Source organism: uncultured Roseobacter sp., assembly GCF_947488185.1.
Lineage (GTDB): Bacteria > Pseudomonadota > Alphaproteobacteria > Rhodobacterales > Rhodobacteraceae > Roseobacter.
In genome coordinates, this window is record NZ_CANKYM010000003.1 from 727901 (window position 1) to 743073 (window position 15173).

The 15173-nt window shown below is 60.9% G+C and carries 17 protein-coding genes; 10 read left to right on the plus strand and 7 right to left on the minus strand.

Translation table 11 applies throughout. The features are described 5' to 3' along the window. Positions 1-69: 69 nt before the first annotated feature. The 3 genes from Q1A52_RS14745 to Q1A52_RS14755 all read right to left on the minus strand — a co-directional run bounded on the left by Q1A52_RS14745 (position 70) and on the right by Q1A52_RS14755 (position 4501). The gene (locus Q1A52_RS14745) at positions 70-1527 is read right to left on the minus strand and encodes a DEAD/DEAH box helicase (protein WP_300016802.1); all 1458 of its coding nucleotides are present in this window, start codon (positions 1525-1527) and stop codon (positions 70-72) included. Positions 1528-1800: 273 nt separating this feature from the next. Then, positions 1801-3408, minus strand: coding sequence for a peptide chain release factor 3 (locus tag Q1A52_RS14750; RefSeq protein ID WP_300016805.1), 1608 nt, complete (start codon positions 3406-3408; stop codon positions 1801-1803). An 85-nt stretch (positions 3409-3493) separates the two neighbouring features. Beyond that, positions 3494-4501 carry a Hint domain-containing protein gene (locus tag Q1A52_RS14755; protein ID WP_300016808.1) on the minus strand — a complete coding sequence of 336 codons (1008 nt, stop codon included), beginning with the start codon at positions 4499-4501 and terminating at the stop codon, positions 3494-3496. Positions 4502-4641: 140 nt separating this feature from the next. On the opposite strand from Q1A52_RS14755, the gene Q1A52_RS14760 reads away from it, so the two are divergent. From Q1A52_RS14760 to Q1A52_RS14785, 6 genes are all read left to right on the plus strand, one after another. Beyond that, a complete protein-coding gene (locus Q1A52_RS14760) occupies positions 4642-5421 on the plus strand; it encodes an SDR family oxidoreductase (RefSeq protein WP_300016811.1) in 780 nt (259 codons plus the stop codon). 3 nt (positions 5422-5424) lie between these two features. Next, the gene (locus Q1A52_RS14765) at positions 5425-6543 is read left to right on the plus strand and encodes a hypothetical protein (protein ID WP_300016814.1); all 1119 of its coding nucleotides are present in this window, start codon (positions 5425-5427) and stop codon (positions 6541-6543) included. A 145-nt stretch (positions 6544-6688) separates the two neighbouring features. Next, a complete protein-coding gene (locus Q1A52_RS14770) occupies positions 6689-7771 on the plus strand; it encodes an ABC transporter ATP-binding protein (RefSeq protein WP_299782936.1) in 1083 nt (360 codons plus the stop codon). A gap of 21 nt (positions 7772-7792) precedes the next feature. Next, entirely contained in the window at positions 7793-8143 is a 351-nt protein-coding gene (locus tag Q1A52_RS14775; protein WP_300016817.1) for a Lin0512 family protein, read from the plus strand. Further along, positions 8136-8504 (plus strand): Lin0512 family protein, encoded by a 369-nt coding sequence (locus Q1A52_RS14780; RefSeq protein ID WP_300016820.1) that lies wholly within the window; start codon positions 8136-8138, stop codon positions 8502-8504. The genes Q1A52_RS14775 and Q1A52_RS14780 overlap by 8 nt, the downstream gene beginning before the upstream one ends. A 102-nt stretch (positions 8505-8606) precedes the next feature. Next, positions 8607-8837 (plus strand): glycine zipper 2TM domain-containing protein, encoded by a 231-nt coding sequence (locus Q1A52_RS14785; protein WP_300016823.1) that lies wholly within the window; start codon positions 8607-8609, stop codon positions 8835-8837. A gap of 54 nt (positions 8838-8891) precedes the next feature. Here Q1A52_RS14785 and Q1A52_RS14790 read toward each other — a convergent pair whose 3' ends face one another. Together Q1A52_RS14790 and Q1A52_RS14795 are read right to left on the minus strand one after the other, a co-directional pair. Then, positions 8892-9557, minus strand: a complete 666-nt coding sequence (locus tag Q1A52_RS14790; RefSeq protein WP_299863383.1) for a YafY family protein — start codon at positions 9555-9557, stop codon at positions 8892-8894. Between the two features lie 27 nt (positions 9558-9584). Beyond that, a complete protein-coding gene (locus tag Q1A52_RS14795; RefSeq protein ID WP_300016826.1) occupies positions 9585-9959 on the minus strand; it encodes a hypothetical protein in 375 nt (124 codons plus the stop codon). A 225-nt stretch (positions 9960-10184) separates the two neighbouring features. Between Q1A52_RS14795 and tatA the strand changes: the two genes are divergently transcribed. The 4 genes from tatA to Q1A52_RS14815 are packed head-to-tail and all read left to right on the plus strand — an operon-like array spanning position 10185 to position 12603. Further along, positions 10185-10394 (plus strand): twin-arginine translocase TatA/TatE family subunit, encoded by a 210-nt coding sequence (tatA, locus tag Q1A52_RS14800; protein ID WP_195820502.1) that lies wholly within the window; start codon positions 10185-10187, stop codon positions 10392-10394. 3 nt (positions 10395-10397) lie between these two features. After that, positions 10398-10850, plus strand: coding sequence for a Sec-independent protein translocase protein TatB (gene tatB / locus Q1A52_RS14805; protein ID WP_300016829.1), 453 nt, complete (start codon positions 10398-10400; stop codon positions 10848-10850). Then, on the plus strand, positions 10847-11761 hold the full coding sequence (locus tag Q1A52_RS14810) for a twin-arginine translocase subunit TatC (protein WP_300016832.1): 915 nt from the start codon (positions 10847-10849) through the stop codon (positions 11759-11761). Before tatB ends, Q1A52_RS14810 begins: the two co-directional genes overlap by 4 nt. Continuing rightward, entirely contained in the window at positions 11758-12603 is an 846-nt protein-coding gene (locus Q1A52_RS14815) for an ATP-binding protein (protein ID WP_300016835.1), read from the plus strand. Before Q1A52_RS14810 ends, Q1A52_RS14815 begins: the two co-directional genes overlap by 4 nt. Positions 12604-12765: 162 nt before the next feature. On the opposite strand, the gene Q1A52_RS14820 is transcribed toward Q1A52_RS14815, so the two are convergent. Continuing rightward, entirely contained in the window at positions 12766-13791 is a 1026-nt protein-coding gene (locus Q1A52_RS14820) for a Hint domain-containing protein (RefSeq protein WP_300016838.1), read from the minus strand. A gap of 156 nt (positions 13792-13947) precedes the next feature. Beyond that, positions 13948-15141, minus strand: coding sequence for a LysM peptidoglycan-binding domain-containing M23 family metallopeptidase (locus Q1A52_RS14825; RefSeq protein ID WP_300016841.1), 1194 nt, complete (start codon positions 15139-15141; stop codon positions 13948-13950). Positions 15142-15173: the final 32 nt, after the last annotated feature.

Sequence of the window (15173 nt, forward strand, 5' to 3'; positions counted from 1 at the left end):
TGGCCGGGGGGCTTTTGGCATCCCGGCCCCTCGGGGAGGATACTTGAGGCCAGAAGAAGCGGGGGCGTGTCAGCCCGCGCTGCGTTCCTTGAAACTGAGGCCGATGAATTCGGGCGTGTGATCGCCCAAGCCCACGACCTTGTTGCCGCTCCGCTCTGATTGGTCGTTTTGCCGACCGCCCCCTGAACCACGGCGGCCCCGGCTGCGTTTGGGCTGCTCTTCTGGCTTGGGATCCGACTTGGGCTCGGCCTTCGCCGCAGTTTCCGGTTGAGCGGTGTCCGCCTCATCCGTCTTCCGACTGCGGGATCGGCTGCGCTTGGGTTTTTCCTCGGATGCCTGTTCTGCCTTGGCGGGCTTTTCTGCCACCGGTGCGGCACTTTTGAGCGGGTTGTCGATCCGCGGGATCTCCCGCTGCACCAGCCGTTCGATATCGGCGAGGTTTCTTTCATCGCGGGGCACGCAGATCATCACGGCTTTGCCGTCCCGCCCCGCGCGGCCCGTGCGGCCGATGCGGTGCACGTAGTCTTCCGCATGGCTGGGCACATCGAAGTTGAACACGTGGCTCACCGACGGCACATCGAGCCCGCGTGCGGCCACATCGGAGGCCACGAGGAACCGCAACGTGCCATCGCGGAAACCGTCAAGGGTGCGGGTGCGCTGTGACTGGTCCAGATCACCATGGATCGGGGCTGCGTCATACCCGTATTTCTTCAGCGACTTGGCGACGATATCCACATCGACTTTGCGATTGCAGAAGACGATGGCATTGGTGCATTTCTCACCTTCAGCGTCGATCACGGCGCGCAAAACATTGCGTTTCTCAGAGGGTTCGCGGTCCTTGCGCGAACCTTTGAACATCACCACACCCTGTTCGATATTCTCACCGGTCGTGGCCTGGCGCGCCACTTCGACCCGCTCGGGCGCGGAGAGGAATGTATTGGTGATCCGCTCGATCTCCGGCGCCATGGTGGCCGAGAAGAACAGCGTCTGGCGGGTGAAAGGGGTCAGCGAGAAGATCCGTTCGATGTCGGGGATGAACCCCATGTCGAGCATCCGGTCGGCTTCGTCCACCACCATGATCTGCACGCCCGTGAGCAGCAGTTTGCCGCGTTCGAAGTGGTCGAGCAGACGGCCTGGCGTGGCGATCAGCACGTCCACGCCCTTGTCGATCAGCTTGTCCTGTTCCTTGAAGGACACGCCGCCGATGAGCAGCGCCTTGGTCAGTTTCAGGTGTTTGGAGTAGGTGTCGAAGTTCTCGGCCACCTGTGCTGCCAGTTCCCGTGTGGGGCAGAGCACGAGACTGCGCGGCATTCGCGCCCGCGCGCGACCCCGCGCTAGCATGGTGATCATCGGCAGCGTAAAGCTGGCGGTCTTGCCGGTTCCGGTCTGGGCGATGCCGAGGACGTCCTTGCCGTCCAGAGCGGGCGGAATCGCACCGGCCTGGATGGGGGTGGGGCTTTCGTAGCCCGCTTCGTCAATGGCTTTCAGAACTTTTGGATTCAGATTCAGGTCAGAAAATTTGGTCATATGTGTCCGGTTTTGGCGGACACTTTCTTGGCCCGCAGCAGCATCCATGTCGGCCCGCATGGCCCAAGTGGCGACCGATGTCGCGACATGATGTGCGTCCATAGCAACATGTGCCTCCAGCGTCAAACAGATGCGCTATGTCTTGATGAATTAAGGGAAATGACGGGATGCCCTAGCGTCAGATCCAGTTTCCTACCATAAATGCGCCTGATCTGTCCAAATAGGATACAGCATGCGCGGCCGCCGGGTTTTCCTACCGGCGTGCCGCAGGTGTCAGGCCATCATTTCCTTGGTGGCGGTCAATGTCACATCCGGATAATCACGTGCAACGCGGTCGATATCCCACTGCAGGCGGGTCAGGTACACAATGTCGCCATCGTGATCATACGCGATATGCTGCTTGTTACTTTCACTAAACTTATCAACGGCTTGCTTGTCACCGCTGACCCAACGCGCAGAGGTGAACTGGGAGGCCTCAAAGCGCACCGGCAGCCCATATTCCAGCTCGATCCGGCTGGCCAGAACTTCGAACTGCAACTGTCCGACAACACCTACGACAAAGCCCGACCCGATGGAGGGTTTGAAGACCTTTGCCGCGCCCTCTTCGGCAAATTGCATCAGGGCTTTTTCAAGGTGTTTGGCTTTCAGCGGATCGCCCGCCCGCACGCCTTGAAGCAGTTCCGGCGCAAAGGAGGGGATGCCGGTGACGCGGATCGCCTCACCTTCGGTCAAAGTGTCGCCGATGCGCAGTTGCCCGTGGTTGGGGATGCCGATGATATCCCCCGCCCAGGCCTCTTCGGCCAACTCGCGGTCACTGGCCAGAAACATCACCGGGTTGGTGATTGCCATCGGTTTCTTGGAGCGCACATGGGTCAGCTTCATGCCCCGCTCAAAATGCCCCGAGGCCAGACGCACAAAAGCCACGCGGTCCCGGTGCTTCGGGTCCATATTGGCCTGCACCTTGAAAACGAATCCGGCCACTTTTTTCTCTTCGGGCAGGATCTGGCGCGGCTCGGCCGACTGGATCTGGGGCTGCGGACCATAAGAAGCGATGCCCTCCATCAGCTCCTTGACGCCAAAGGAATTGATCGCAGAGCCGAACCAGATGGGGGTGAGCGATCCTTCGTGCATCGCGGCCATGTCGAGGGGGGGGAGCAATTCGCGTGCCATTTCCAGGTCCTCGCGCAGCTTTTCCAGCAGCTCGGCGGGCACGTGCTCGGCCAGTTTCGGGTCGTCCAGCCCATTGATTTCGACGCTTTCGGCGACCCGGTTGCGATCGGCCCGGTCCATCAATTCCAAACGGTCGCGCAGGATGTCGTAACACCCCAGAAAGTCGCGCCCGACGCCGATGGGCCAGCTGGCGGGCGTCACGTCAATGGCGAGGTTTTCCTGGATTTCGTCAATGATCTCAAAGACGTCTCGGCTCTCGCGGTCCATCTTGTTACAGAAGGTCAGGATCGGCAGATCGCGCATGCGGCAGACTTCAAAGAGCTTTTGCGTCTGGCTCTCAACGCCCTTCGCGCCGTCGATGACCATCACCGCCGCATCCACCGCCGTCAGCGTGCGGTACGTGTCTTCTGAGAAATCCGAGTGGCCCGGCGTGTCCACCAGATTGAAGCGGAATTCCCTGAAATCGAATGACATCGCCGAGGCGGACACGGAAATGCCACGGTCCTTTTCCATCGCCATGAAGTCAGAGCGGGTGCGACGGGCTTCGCCCTTGGCGCGCACCTGGCCCGCCATCTGGATCGCCCCGCCAAACAGCAGGAATTTTTCCGTCAGCGTGGTCTTGCCCGCGTCCGGGTGACTGATGATCGCAAAAGTGCGGCGGCGCGCGATTTCAGGCGGCAGATCGGGGCGGTTTTTGGTGGTGTCCAACATGAGCGAGCATATAGCGAGGCAGACCGGGCACAGCAAGCGCTGCGCTCCCGGTGGGCAGGTAGGGTGGGCTTTAGGCCACCTGTGATCAGCGCAGCGAGGCGCGACGCAGCAACTCGGCCGCATCTGGATGGTTCAACAGGTCCTTTTGTACGTCGAGCCCCCGCAACGTATCATGGTGCCGTTGAGGCCGCCCGTCCTGACCATTCTGTCCCAGCACAGGTGGCAGCAAGGGTGCCGTTCGGTCATCCACAAGCATCGATTCCGCCGCGATACCTTCGGCGTAGATGATCTGGTGGGTGTCAAACAGCAGTTGAAAATAATCGATAAATCCGCCCTGTTGCACTGTCACGCTCTGCCCGTTGACCAGATGGCGGGCCTTGACGAGCAATTCCGAGCGCCCAGCCCCCAACCGATCTGTCCGCTGATAGATGAAAAGCCTGTGGTCCGGGCTCACAATCAGGTTTCGAGTGTTGTTAAGCGTGCCTGCCGCGATGCGGATCGGAGCAAACTCGCCTACCGCGCGTTGAGTGCTGTGCCCGACCCAGCGGATCGGTTGCACCCCATCATCGCGGGTCAGTACCGGATCACCCGGCTGTAGCTCTTCGATGGGGCGCTGGCGGCCTGATCCCATGGTGATATGCGTGCCGCGAGAAAAGGAGACACAGGCCACCTGCGCCAGTTTTCGGGCGGCATCGGACCTGTCGATCCCGACCAGTTGGTATTCGGTCTTGGGGATAAGCGGTGCCAGCGGCAGCGCAAAAACATCCTCCGCATGGCCATCAGCGCCTACTTGCACAAGGATCAGCACTTCGGTCACCGGAGCATCCTGTGACATCAATGTGAGCGCACAGTCCAAGTGCACCTCGGCGCCCGGTGTGCCCAATTCCGTGTCAGTGCCGATGACCATTTCGTGGGTGTGCGCCCGCAACAAGGCCAGCCGCGCGAGCTCGGCGTCCGACCGCAGCCCATAGATATCGTCCATGATCAGATCATCGGCAAAGCTCAGGCTGTCCCCTTCGTTCGCGCCAGAGATCACCAAGAAATCGGCAGCCCGCAAAACGGATACGGATTGGCTGGTGGTGATCAGGGACATCAGCGGCGGTCGCTTTCTTCAAGGTGCATCAGCGCATTAACCTAGAATTGTGGCGGGTACCGGTCAACTTTCCGGTGTTTTACTGGTCTCCACCGCGTGCGAGGTGCTACGCATGCGATGAATCACGGGAGGAGCATGACATGGATTTGGGTATTAATGGTAAACGGGCGGTTGTCTGTGCCTCTTCCAAGGGGTTGGGGTTTGGATGCGCGCAGGCATTGGCGGCCGCGGGCTGCGATCTCGTCCTGAATGCACGGGGTGCAGATGCGCTGGAAACCGCAGCCGACGCAATCCGCGCGGCCCACGGTGTGTCCGTTCAAACGGTGGCGGCGGATGTGACCGGTGAGGAGGGGCGCGCGGCTGTGCTCGACGCAGCCCAAGACGCTGATATCCTTGTGAACAACGCAGGCGGCCCGCCCCCCGGCATGTGGCATGACTGGGATCGGGAAGACTTCATCAAGGCGCTGGATGCCAACATGCTGACGCCGATCGCGATGATCAAGGCGCTGGTGCCCGGCATGATGGAGCGGGGCTGGGGCCGGGTGGTCAACATCACCTCGCAATCGGTCAAGGCTCCGATTCCGCAGCTGGGACTCAGCAATGCGGCGCGCACCGGGCTGACAGGCTATGTCGCGGGCACCAGCCGTCAGGTGGCGGGCTCGGGCGTGACGATCAACAACCTGCTGCCGGGTATTCACGCAACCGACCGGGCCGAAGCGCTGGATGGCCCCGTGGCCAAGCGGGAAGGCATCACCATCGAAGAAGCGCGCGCGCGCCGCTCGGCCACCATCCCCGCTGGGCGCTATGGCACGGCAGAGGAATTCGGTGCCACTTGCGCCTTCCTGTGTTCGCAGCACGCGGGGTTTATCGTCGGGCAGAACATCCTGTGCGATGGCGGCGCCACCAACGCCACGATCTGATCCATGGCGGAACGGTTTTCTCTCAAAGATGCGCTTTTCAATGCCGAGACCGTTGGCCAGCTGGCCAGCGAATACGCCGGTGCTGTCCCCGGCTTTGATGCCGACAGGTTTCAGGCGGAGGCGCTGGCAGGATTTCCCGACCGTGAATTGATGGCGCGACTGGACTGGCTCGCCGATTGCATCGAGACGCAGTTGGCGGGAGACTTTCCGACCATGGCGGACCAGCTGGAAGCCGCTATGCCCGCGCCGCTGGACTCCAGCCTCAAGGACGATGATTTTGGCAAATTCATTCACGCGGTGCCGGGCATTCTGGCCGTACGGCACGGGCTGGAGGACCATCGGGACCGCGCGATGGAACTGCTTTACCGCGCCACGCAGCGGTTCTCGATGGAATTCTACATCCGCCCCTTCCTCAACCGCTGGACCGAGGCAACGCTTGCCGATCTGGACACATGGGCCGTGGATCAGAACTACCATGTTCGGCGGTTGGTGAGCGAAGGCACCCGTCCGAAACTGCCCTGGGCCAAGGCCGTGACGCTGACACCGGATCAGACCCTGCCGCTGCTCGACCGGCTGCAGGGGGATCCCACGCGCTATGTGACGCGCTCTGTCGCGAACCATCTCAATGACCTCTCCAAAACTCATGACGATCTGGTGCTCGGCAGGCTGTCGGCGTGGCAGGCAAAGGCGACGCAGACACCCAAGGAGTTGGACTGGATGACCCGTCACGCCCTGCGCACCCTGATCAAACAGGGGCATCCAGGAGCGATGACTGCCCTGGGCTTTGACGGGGAGGTGCCGGTGTCTGTCGCCCTTGATATCGAAACGCCGCAGGTCGCGATGGGGGAGGCCTTGTGCTTTTCCTGCCGTGTCGCGGCGGAGGTCGATCTGCCGCTCTTGGTGGACTACAGGATCACCTTTGCCCGTCCGGGCGGCAAACAGGCGGCGAAAGTGTTCAAGCTGAAGCAGGGCAGGAGCACCCCGGCAAAACCCTTCGAGGTGCGTAAGGTTCACAAGCTGAAAGGCGACGCGACGACATTTACGCTGCACCCCGGCACACATCTGATCACGGTTCAGGTCAATGGCGTGGACCGCGCGCAGGCATCCTTCGAACTGGGCTGAGGCGGGTCTTGGCCGCGCCGGTTGAATCTCGGGCGGGACGATCTGCCTGTACTGTGGAGGCGCGCGCGCGGCTACAGTGCTTGCGGGCGCGCCTAAGGGCTGATAGCCCGTTACCCGATGAATTCTATCGGATTTGGACCGCCACGTGACCACTCCCCCTGCACGGCTGGAAATCAGGAACCTGCGCCGCGTCTTTGACGGGCGCGCCGTGGTTGATAACGTCAGCATTGCCATTCAGCCGGGGCAGGTGACCTGCCTGCTGGGGCCCTCGGGTTGCGGTAAATCCACGACCCTGCGGATGATCGCGGGCGTGGAGATGCAGGACAGCGGCGAGATTTACGTGGACGGCCAACTGGTCTGTGACACGATTTTCCGCCTGCCGCCGGAAAGGCGCGAGATCGGCCTGATGTTTCAGGACTTCGCCCTCTTCCCGCATCTCAGCGTGGCCGACAATGTGGCCTTTGGCCTGAAGGGGGCCACCAAAGTCCAGAAACGCGCGCGGGTGGAGGAGCTGCTGGAGCGGGTGGACCTGATGCGCTTCATCGATGGCTTTCCACATCAGCTGTCAGGCGGGGAACAGCAGCGCGTTGCGCTGGCCCGCGCGTTGGCACCGAAGCCCAAGATCATGCTGATGGACGAGCCCTTCTCTGGCCTCGACAATCGCCTACGCGACGGCATTCGGGACGAGACCCTGACCATCCTTAAGGAAGAGAACACAGCCGTCCTGCTGGTTACCCACGAGCCTGAAGAGGCCATGCGCATGGCCGATGAAATCGCTTTGATGCGCGACGGCAGGATTGTGCAGCAGGGCGCGCCCTATAATGTCTATACCCGGCCCGTGGACCGCGCCGCCGTGGCTTTCTTTTCGGATGCCAACGTGCTGCGGGCCACGGTGAGCGGCGCCTTGGCGGAAACCCCCTTCGGTCAGTTTCTGGCGCCCGGTGTTCCGGATGGCACGGACGTACATATCGTCTTTCGACCGCAACACCTGCGCATTGATTTCGACCGCAACGGGCAGGGGCCCAAACCCACCGCGACGGACGGCACCGCAGCGCGGGGCGTCGTGCAGCGGGCGCGGTTCATGGGCAATGAAAGCCTTGTGGAGTTTGCGATGGACTATGACGGCTCCGTCCTGCGCGCGACGGTGCCCAATGTGTTCCTGCCGCAACCGGGGACCGTCATGTGGCTGACGATCCGGCGTGACAGATGCTTTGTATTCGATGCCTGAGGGGCGCAGAGGAGGATGGCGATGACAAGACTGCTGGTGGAATTCGGGATGGGCACGTCGCTGCGGCGCGGCGACTATACGCAGGCGGCGGTGCGGGGGGTGAAGGACGCGCTCTGGCACAATTCGATCAACCTGGCGGAGCTTTTCGGGTTTGAGAAAACGGATATGCAGATCCGCGTCGACATTGGTGTGCAAAATCCCGAGGCGGTGAATGTGGCCGAGGTGCTCGAGGTTTTTCCCTACGGTCAGGCAGAGGTGCATGTGCAGCACGGCGGGCTGGATATTGCGCGCCCTGAGGGCGAGGGCAACCCGACGATCATGGCCAATGTGGCGCTGACCGTGGGCTTTGACATGGAGCGGGCCGATGGCTAAACAACGTCTGATCATAGAAATGGGCATGGGCAACGACCTGCACGGGCAGGATTACACCAAGGCGGCCAAACGCGCGATCGAGGATGCGTTTCGGCATTCGTCGCTGCCGATCTTTGGCGTGGTTGGACTGAGCCACGACCAGATGCGGGTTCAGGTCACCGTCGGGGTGCAAGACCCCGAGGCCGTGGATGTGGACGCCCTCGTGTCAACCCTGCCGCGGGGCCGTGCAGAGGTGCTTGTGGTCAAGGGTGGGCTGAACGTCGGCACGGACACGGATGACCCGATTGTGATCGCGCAAGCCAGCGTGGAGGCATTTCTGCCGCCGCAAACCGATTGGCGGCTGCGCGCTCAAAGCCAGTAATTTTTTTCGATAGTTTGGACTATTTTCGGACTTTATGCGTTATCCCTTTACGGGCGCGCTGCATGTCGCGGGCGACCCAATGTTTGAAAAAGGACCAGTACGATGAAAAAATTCGGTATTCTCAGCGCTTTGGGTGTGATGGCACTGCTGCAGGCCTGTGCAACAACCCCGCAACAGCAACGGCAGGTCGGATGCACCGGCGCCGGTGTAGCCGGTGCTCTGGCCGGTGCTGCTGTTGGCAATCAGCTGGGTGGCGGATCCGGCAGAGACATCCTGACTGCCGGTGGTGCGGTTGCGGGTGGCCTTGCCGGGAACAACGCGGCGGGCTGCTGAGCGCGAAAGCGTTAATGTCTCGCGTTCCTTGCGCGGTGACCGATCTGCGACGCCTCAGGGTACATAGTCGGCCAGCGTCTTTCCGGGCTCATCGACAAAAAGCTCGGGAAGCGCCTCCGCCGTCTGGATCAGATCGACCCGGAACACGCGGAAATCATTGCGTAATTCGCACCATGATGTGAGCGTCCAGATCCGCCCCCAGTACTCCATATGCAGGGGGCGGATCGTACGTGTGGTCACCCGGGCCTCCTTGGAGGTATAGGTCAGGCGCAGTTTCTGTTTCGCCCGGATCGCCGCGCGTAGCGTCGGCATGTGGGCAAACCCGCGTGCAGCATCCGCGAAAGGGTAGACCGCAAATTTCCACTGATCGGCATCGGCGATGGTCTTTGTGGGTAGAACCGCGTCAACCTTGTCGGCAAGGCTGAGCGCGGCAGCTTTCAGATCAGGGTCAGCGGCTTCCGCCACAATCGCCATGCCGAGGTTCAGCGCCTCCAGCTCCGCCACGGTCAGGTTCAGCGGCGGCAGGCTGATCGCTTCGGTGATCATGTAGCCCACGCCGCGTTCGCCCTCCACCGGGACGCCAGAGGCCACGAGCGTGTCCATGTCCCGGTAAATCGTGCGGGTTGAGACTTCAAGGGTTTCCGCGATGTCCTGCGCGCGGTGCAGTTTCCCGTCGCGCAGGATCTGTATTATATCGAAAAGGCGGTCAGTGCGGCGCATGGGCCGACCCTGCCACCGACCCGCTGTCTAGTCCATCTGCATCAGAACCGGCGCATGGCGCAACTGTGCTGATCCCTCCGCCATCATGGCAAAGAACGCAGCGAATTCAGGGCGTTCCATTGCCTGCGCTTCGGTGGTCTTGGCCGCGTCAAGCGATGTCCAGAGGATGTAGTCGGTCCAGAGGCCGTTTTCATCCCGCGACAATTGACGGGACAGAACGGCACCGGTGTCGCGCAGGAAGGCTTCGGTCTTGCGCGCCGCCTGCAACAGGTCTTCGGTTTTGATACCCTCCTTGACTGTGTAGGTTACAATTTCGGCAACCGGCATCTGTGCCGTGCCGCCCCCGGCAGTATCCGCTGCCGCAAATGGTAAAAGGGGGGTAAGACGCGTGAGTGTGCGCATGAACGTATCCTTTCTGTATCTTGCGTTCGACGTGGACATGGCAGACATCAACTGACATAAACCTGTCAGTTGATGTTCAAAGGCTGTGATTTCTTGAATAAGTGACAGGTGTCCAAGGCCGTTTGGACGCATCAGCGCTTTCGGGATCTGCAGGATTTCCGTAGTTGTATACGCGACTTGAGCGGGGCCCTGCTGTCGGGATTCGCACGATATGGGAGAAATGACATGTTGAACAATATTGGTCTGCCGGGCCTGCTGCTGATTGCCGTGGTGGTGCTTGTGCTCTTTGGCCGTGGCAAAATCTCGAGCCTCATGGGCGAAGTGGGCAAGGGCATCACCTCGTTCAAGAAAGGCATCAGCGAAGGCCAGGACGAAATCGCCAAGGCCGAAGAGGCCAAGGACGTCACCCCCGAGACCGAGAAAGACAAGGTCTAAACCATGCTCGACATCGGCTGGACGGAGATGCTGGTCATCGGCATCGTCGCACTCATTGTTGTGGGTCCCAAGGATTTGCCGGTTCTGTTCCGAAAGCTGGGGCAGGCGGTGGGCAAGGCCAAGGGCATGGCGCGCGAGTTCAGCCGGGCCATGAATGATGCCGCCGATGAAACCGGTATGAAAGACGTGGCCAAGGGGCTGAAAACGGCAACGAACCCGATTAACTCCGCGATGGATGGTGTCAAATCCGCCGCTGCCGATCTGGGCAACTTCGATCCTGACAGTGAGACCGGCAAGCTGGCGGCTCAACGGGCGGAAGACACCAAGAAAATTCAGGCCGCCACGGCGCGCGCTGCAGCGGATCGCAAGATGAAAGAGGCGCAGGAAGCGCAGGCCAAGGCGGCCGAGCTTGAGGCGGCGCGTGATTCCGAGCCACCTGCAAAGAGTGAAACATGAGCGCATCTGACGACATTGACGAAAGCGCCGCCCCGCTGATCGAGCATCTGGCGGAGTTGCGCACACGGCTGATCCGCTCTGTGATCGCCTTCCTGATCGGTATCGTGCTGGTCTTCACGGTGGCCGAGCCGATTCTGCAATTCCTCCTGGGTCCGATCGAGGAAACCCTGAGGGAATTGGGCGATCCGTCGCCCACCATGCAGTACACCTCGCCCCAGGAATACCTCTTCACCCTGTTCCGCATCTCCATGGTCTTTGGCTTTGCGCTGGCCTTTCCCGTGATCGGGGTGCAGCTCTGGCGCTTCGTCGCGCCGGGGCTTTACCGTACGGAAAAGAACGCCTTTCTGCCCTTTCTGATCGCATCGCCCGTCATGTTCCTGCTGGGCGCATCCTTTGCACATTTCGTCGTGACGCCGCTGGCCATGGCCTTTTTCCTCGGCTTTGCGGATGTGCCCTCGATCATCGCGGACCTTATGGGGTCTGTCACTGGCGCGGATCAGGTACCGGTTGCCGCTGGCGCTGCGCAGGAGGGTATTCGCATTACCTTCTTCGGGAAGGTGAACGAATCCCTTGATATCACGCTGAAATTCATCATGGCCTTTGGGCTTTGCTTTCAACTGCCGGTGCTTCTGACCCTGATGGGCAAGGCCGGGTTGGTGAACGCCGAGGGGCTTGGCAATGTCCGGAAATATGCTGTCGTGGCCATTCTCGTGCTGGCTGCCTTGGTCACGCCGCCCGATGTCATCACGCAGGGCATTCTCTTCACAGTGGTCTACGGGCTCTACGAGGTGTCTATTTTCCTTGTCCGGCGGGTGGAGACCAAGCGCGAAGCGAAGCTGCGCGAGGAAGGTGTCTGGTTCGAGGATGACGATGAAGAAGCCGATGACATCTCCGAGGACCAACTGAAGTGATCGACGATCCGATGGACCGCATCGCGGCGGCACTGGAGCGCATGGCGCCAGCGCCGCAACCCGCGCCTGATTTTTCCGCGGCTCCGGCCTTTGTCTGGCATGTGGACCCGGATCGTCTGGAACCGGTGCAGCATGTCGCGCGGGTGGATTTGCCTTTGCTGGTTGGTGTGGACCGATCACGGGATACCTTGCTGAAGAATACCGAACAGTTTGCCCGCGGATTGCCCGCAAACAACGCGCTGCTTTGGGGCGCACGAGGTATGGGAAAATCAAGCCTTGTGAAGGCAATACATGGCAAAGTTCGTGCACAACATGAGGTTTTGCGCATCGTCGAATTGCAGCGCGAGGATCTGCCCTCCGTTGGGCGCCTGTTGAACCTGCTGCGCGGTGCGCCCTATCGTTTCATTCTGTTTTGCGACGATCTGTCGTTTGGCCATGATGATGCGCACTACAAGAGCCTGAAAGCGGTGCTGGACGGTGGTATCGAAGGGCGACCGGAGAATGTGGTGTTCTACGCGACATCGAACCGGCGCCACCTCATGCCCCGTGACATGATCGAAAACGAGCGTGGCAGCGCGATCAACCCCTCCGAAGCGGTTGAGGAAAAGGTATCGCTGTCGGATCGGTTTGGGCTGTGGCTGGGCTTCCACCCTTGCGACCAGGACCAGTATTTGGAGATGATCCGCGGCTATTGCGATGCCTATGGTGTCGAAATCTCGGAAGATGACCTGCATGCGGAAGCCATTGAATGGCAGGCCACACGTGGTGCGCGCTCGGGCCGCGTGGCCTGGCAGTACTTTACCGATTTGGCGGGCAGGCGGGGTGTGGTGTTGGCCGATTGACGGGCTGAACCAGGCGAACAACCTTGGTGCGGCGTCCAGAGCATCTCATTGCCGTTCGGTTGCGTTGCAAAGTGATGCAAAGCGATTTGCAGAATCCGCTGTCCTTGTTGCCGAGAAAGAACGATGCCGTGACCGTCTGTGCGGTTTTTCTCAAGGAATGGGTCATGAGAGCAGGCACGCCGCCTCGAAACGGCGCAAGCAGCGCGCGGCCTTGGGTCCAAAGGACTGCAGGTCCGGGAAGAGCGTTTCGATTTCCATCCGCGCCGCCGGATTCACAGTCTGCAGCGTCATGTCACCGGGATAGAGGCTTTCCGACCACAATCCCGAGGCCTGCACCAGATGATGCGCATCAAAGAGGATGTGACAGTAAGTCACGATACCCCCGGGGCGTCTGTAGACACCGTCGTGTCCCAGAAGGTCGACAGCGCGTACCAGGACATCCGGCGCGCCGTACAGCAGCTCCGCCCGCCAGTCTTCCAGCAGCAAGGCATGTTGTGGCGAGACAATCAGATCGCGGTCGTTTCCTAAAACGCCTGCTGAAATGACGATGGGCGCAAGATCGCCCACTGCGGGCACCATGGTCGCGCCCGCCCATCGCAGCGGCTGTGCGCCAGCTTCCCGTGTCAACACCATGTCATCTGCCTTCAACGTCTCTACAGCCCGCGGCCCGGATGGTGTTTCGATCAGCGTTCCCGCCGCAAAACAGACAACAGTAGCCCCGAGACCCAGATGCGGCGTGCTATTATCATTCTCGACGATGCCAAGGACGTTCAGGTCGGTGTCTGCCGGGGGCATGCCGTCGGGAAAGACCAGGAAGTATCCGTTTTCCGCACCTGCCTGGATGGCATCGTCATTGTTCAGATCGACGTCGATGACAGCGACTCGCCACGTATCGGCGCCGTCGGTCACTTCGAAAGTATAGTCCCAGATCAGCTGGGTCTGTGTGCCGCCGATATCGGTGGTTTGCTCCCAGGTACCGCCAATCTGTTCCTGCGCCGAGACTTCTTCATTTGTCGGATCGCCATTGAATTGGGTGGCCCCGTCGTTTTCCTCGACAACGAAATAGGTGTCGGTGCCGGTATAGCGCCAGACCCCGCTGGGGGCGAAGCGATAGTCAATCGCCGCGCCACCAGTGGTTGATGACTGTGTGCCGAAAATGGCGAATGTATAGGCGTAGAAAATCGCCATAGGTGCCGTCCAATGGTTGAAAACCTGTTGGATTGTTTCTGACGGTGAAACGCGGCAGCAGAATGGCCCGTGATCCGGCATTGGGGCAGGATCAGGGCATTTCCCGGGTTATTTCAGTGCGTTAACACTTTTAGATTGTTTTGATCGGCGCGCCTATCACTGCAGGTAGGGCATCGGATCGACACTGTCGAAGCCTTTGCGCACCTCAAAATGCACGTAGGCATCGCTGCCGCTGCGCAGTTTTGCAATGGGCTGACCGCGTTTGATCTTGGTGCCTTTTTCCACGGAAACATCTGTCACATTTGCATAGACAGTCAGCAACTCAGGGTCGTGCCGGACAACAATGATCGGAATGCCATCGGCGCTTTTCGTGATCGCAGCCACCGTACCTGCATCCGCCGCGTTGACGGGGGCGCCGGCGTCGGCCTTGATGTTGATGCCTTCGTTCTTGCCCTTGGCGTATTCGCGGATGATCGAACCGGTAACGGGGAACACCATACGCGCGTCCGAAGAGGTTTGGGTCTGTTCGCCCACATCCACCGGCGGTGGGGCCGCGACAGTCTTCTGAGGCTCGGCCTCGGGCAAAGGCTTCACAGCACTGGGCGGGGTCGGCGTGGGAGAGCCTGCGCCGGGCTTGGTGACAGTGGCGGCAACCGGGGCCGCCTGTTTCGCAACCGGGATCAATAGGTACTGCCCCTCACGAATGGCAAAATCTGAGCCCAGCCCGTTCCATTCAGCCAGCGATTTGACCGGTACTTGATAGAGGCGCGCGATGGTATAGGCGGTTTCGCCACGTTCAACCTTGTGGCGGGTGGGTTCATCACCGGTTTGTGGTTTTGGCGTTGCTGCCGTTGTTGCCGGAGGAAGGGCAGCCGTTTGCACGCCCTGACCTTCTGGCGTCCGGTTGATCGCGTCGCCGGCCAGCGTACCGATATCAACATTGCCGGACTGGATCGGGCCGGTTCCCACGGCGCCCGTTGCAGGGGAGGGTTCAGCCACGCGTTTCGGCAAGGCAATCACCTCGCCCTGTCGCAGCGGCACATCGGCCTCGATCCCGTTAAACCGCGCCAGCTCTGGTGTGCTGACGCCGAGGCGCGATGCAATGCTCTGGATTGTATCGCCGCGTTCGGCCACCGCCACTTGGTAGTTCGGGTAGGAGATGACGCCGCGATCATCGGGCTGTGGTCGCTCGGCCGTTGCGGCGCCGGTTGCGGCGCTTGCGGTACTGAAGCCCCCAAGCCCGCCCCGCAGATCGAAGTCCAGCGGATCGGTACAGGCGGTCAGTGCTACCAGTGACGTTACGGTCATCAGCGAAAGGCGCGCTCGTCTGCGCGAAATCGTCAGGGTCATCTGCTTGTCCTCAATCGGGCCACGCATTGGTT

Excerpts from the sequence above, each read along its gene's own strand:
- Q1A52_RS14760 (WP_300016811.1), top strand. The coding sequence starts at position 4,642 with ATGGATTTGGGTATTAATGGTAAACGGGCGGTTGTCTGTGCCTCTTCC.
- tatB (WP_300016829.1), top strand. The coding sequence starts at position 10,398 with ATGCTCGACATCGGCTGGACGGAGATGCTGGTCATCGGCATCGTCGCA.
- Q1A52_RS14810 (WP_300016832.1), top strand. The coding sequence starts at position 10,847 with ATGAGCGCATCTGACGACATTGACGAAAGCGCCGCCCCGCTGATCGAG.
- Q1A52_RS14775 (WP_300016817.1), top strand. The coding sequence starts at position 7,793 with ATGACAAGACTGCTGGTGGAATTCGGGATGGGCACGTCGCTGCGGCGC.
- Q1A52_RS14755 (WP_300016808.1), bottom strand. The coding sequence starts at position 4,501 with ATGTCCCTGATCACCACCAGCCAATCCGTATCCGTTTTGCGGGCTGCC.
- Q1A52_RS14765 (WP_300016814.1), top strand. The coding sequence starts at position 5,425 with ATGGCGGAACGGTTTTCTCTCAAAGATGCGCTTTTCAATGCCGAGACC.
- Q1A52_RS14790 (WP_299863383.1), bottom strand. The coding sequence starts at position 9,557 with ATGCGCCGCACTGACCGCCTTTTCGATATAATACAGATCCTGCGCGAC.
- Q1A52_RS14785 (WP_300016823.1), top strand. The coding sequence starts at position 8,607 with ATGAAAAAATTCGGTATTCTCAGCGCTTTGGGTGTGATGGCACTGCTG.
- Q1A52_RS14825 (WP_300016841.1), bottom strand. The coding sequence starts at position 15,141 with ATGACCCTGACGATTTCGCGCAGACGAGCGCGCCTTTCGCTGATGACC.
- Q1A52_RS14795 (WP_300016826.1), bottom strand. The coding sequence starts at position 9,959 with ATGCGCACACTCACGCGTCTTACCCCCCTTTTACCATTTGCGGCAGCG.
- Q1A52_RS14820 (WP_300016838.1), bottom strand. The coding sequence starts at position 13,791 with ATGGCGATTTTCTACGCCTATACATTCGCCATTTTCGGCACACAGTCA.
- Q1A52_RS14745 (WP_300016802.1), bottom strand. The coding sequence starts at position 1,527 with ATGACCAAATTTTCTGACCTGAATCTGAATCCAAAAGTTCTGAAAGCC.
- Q1A52_RS14780 (WP_300016820.1), top strand. The coding sequence starts at position 8,136 with ATGGCTAAACAACGTCTGATCATAGAAATGGGCATGGGCAACGACCTG.
- Q1A52_RS14750 (WP_300016805.1), bottom strand. The coding sequence starts at position 3,408 with ATGTTGGACACCACCAAAAACCGCCCCGATCTGCCGCCTGAAATCGCG.
- tatA (WP_195820502.1), top strand. The coding sequence starts at position 10,185 with ATGTTGAACAATATTGGTCTGCCGGGCCTGCTGCTGATTGCCGTGGTG.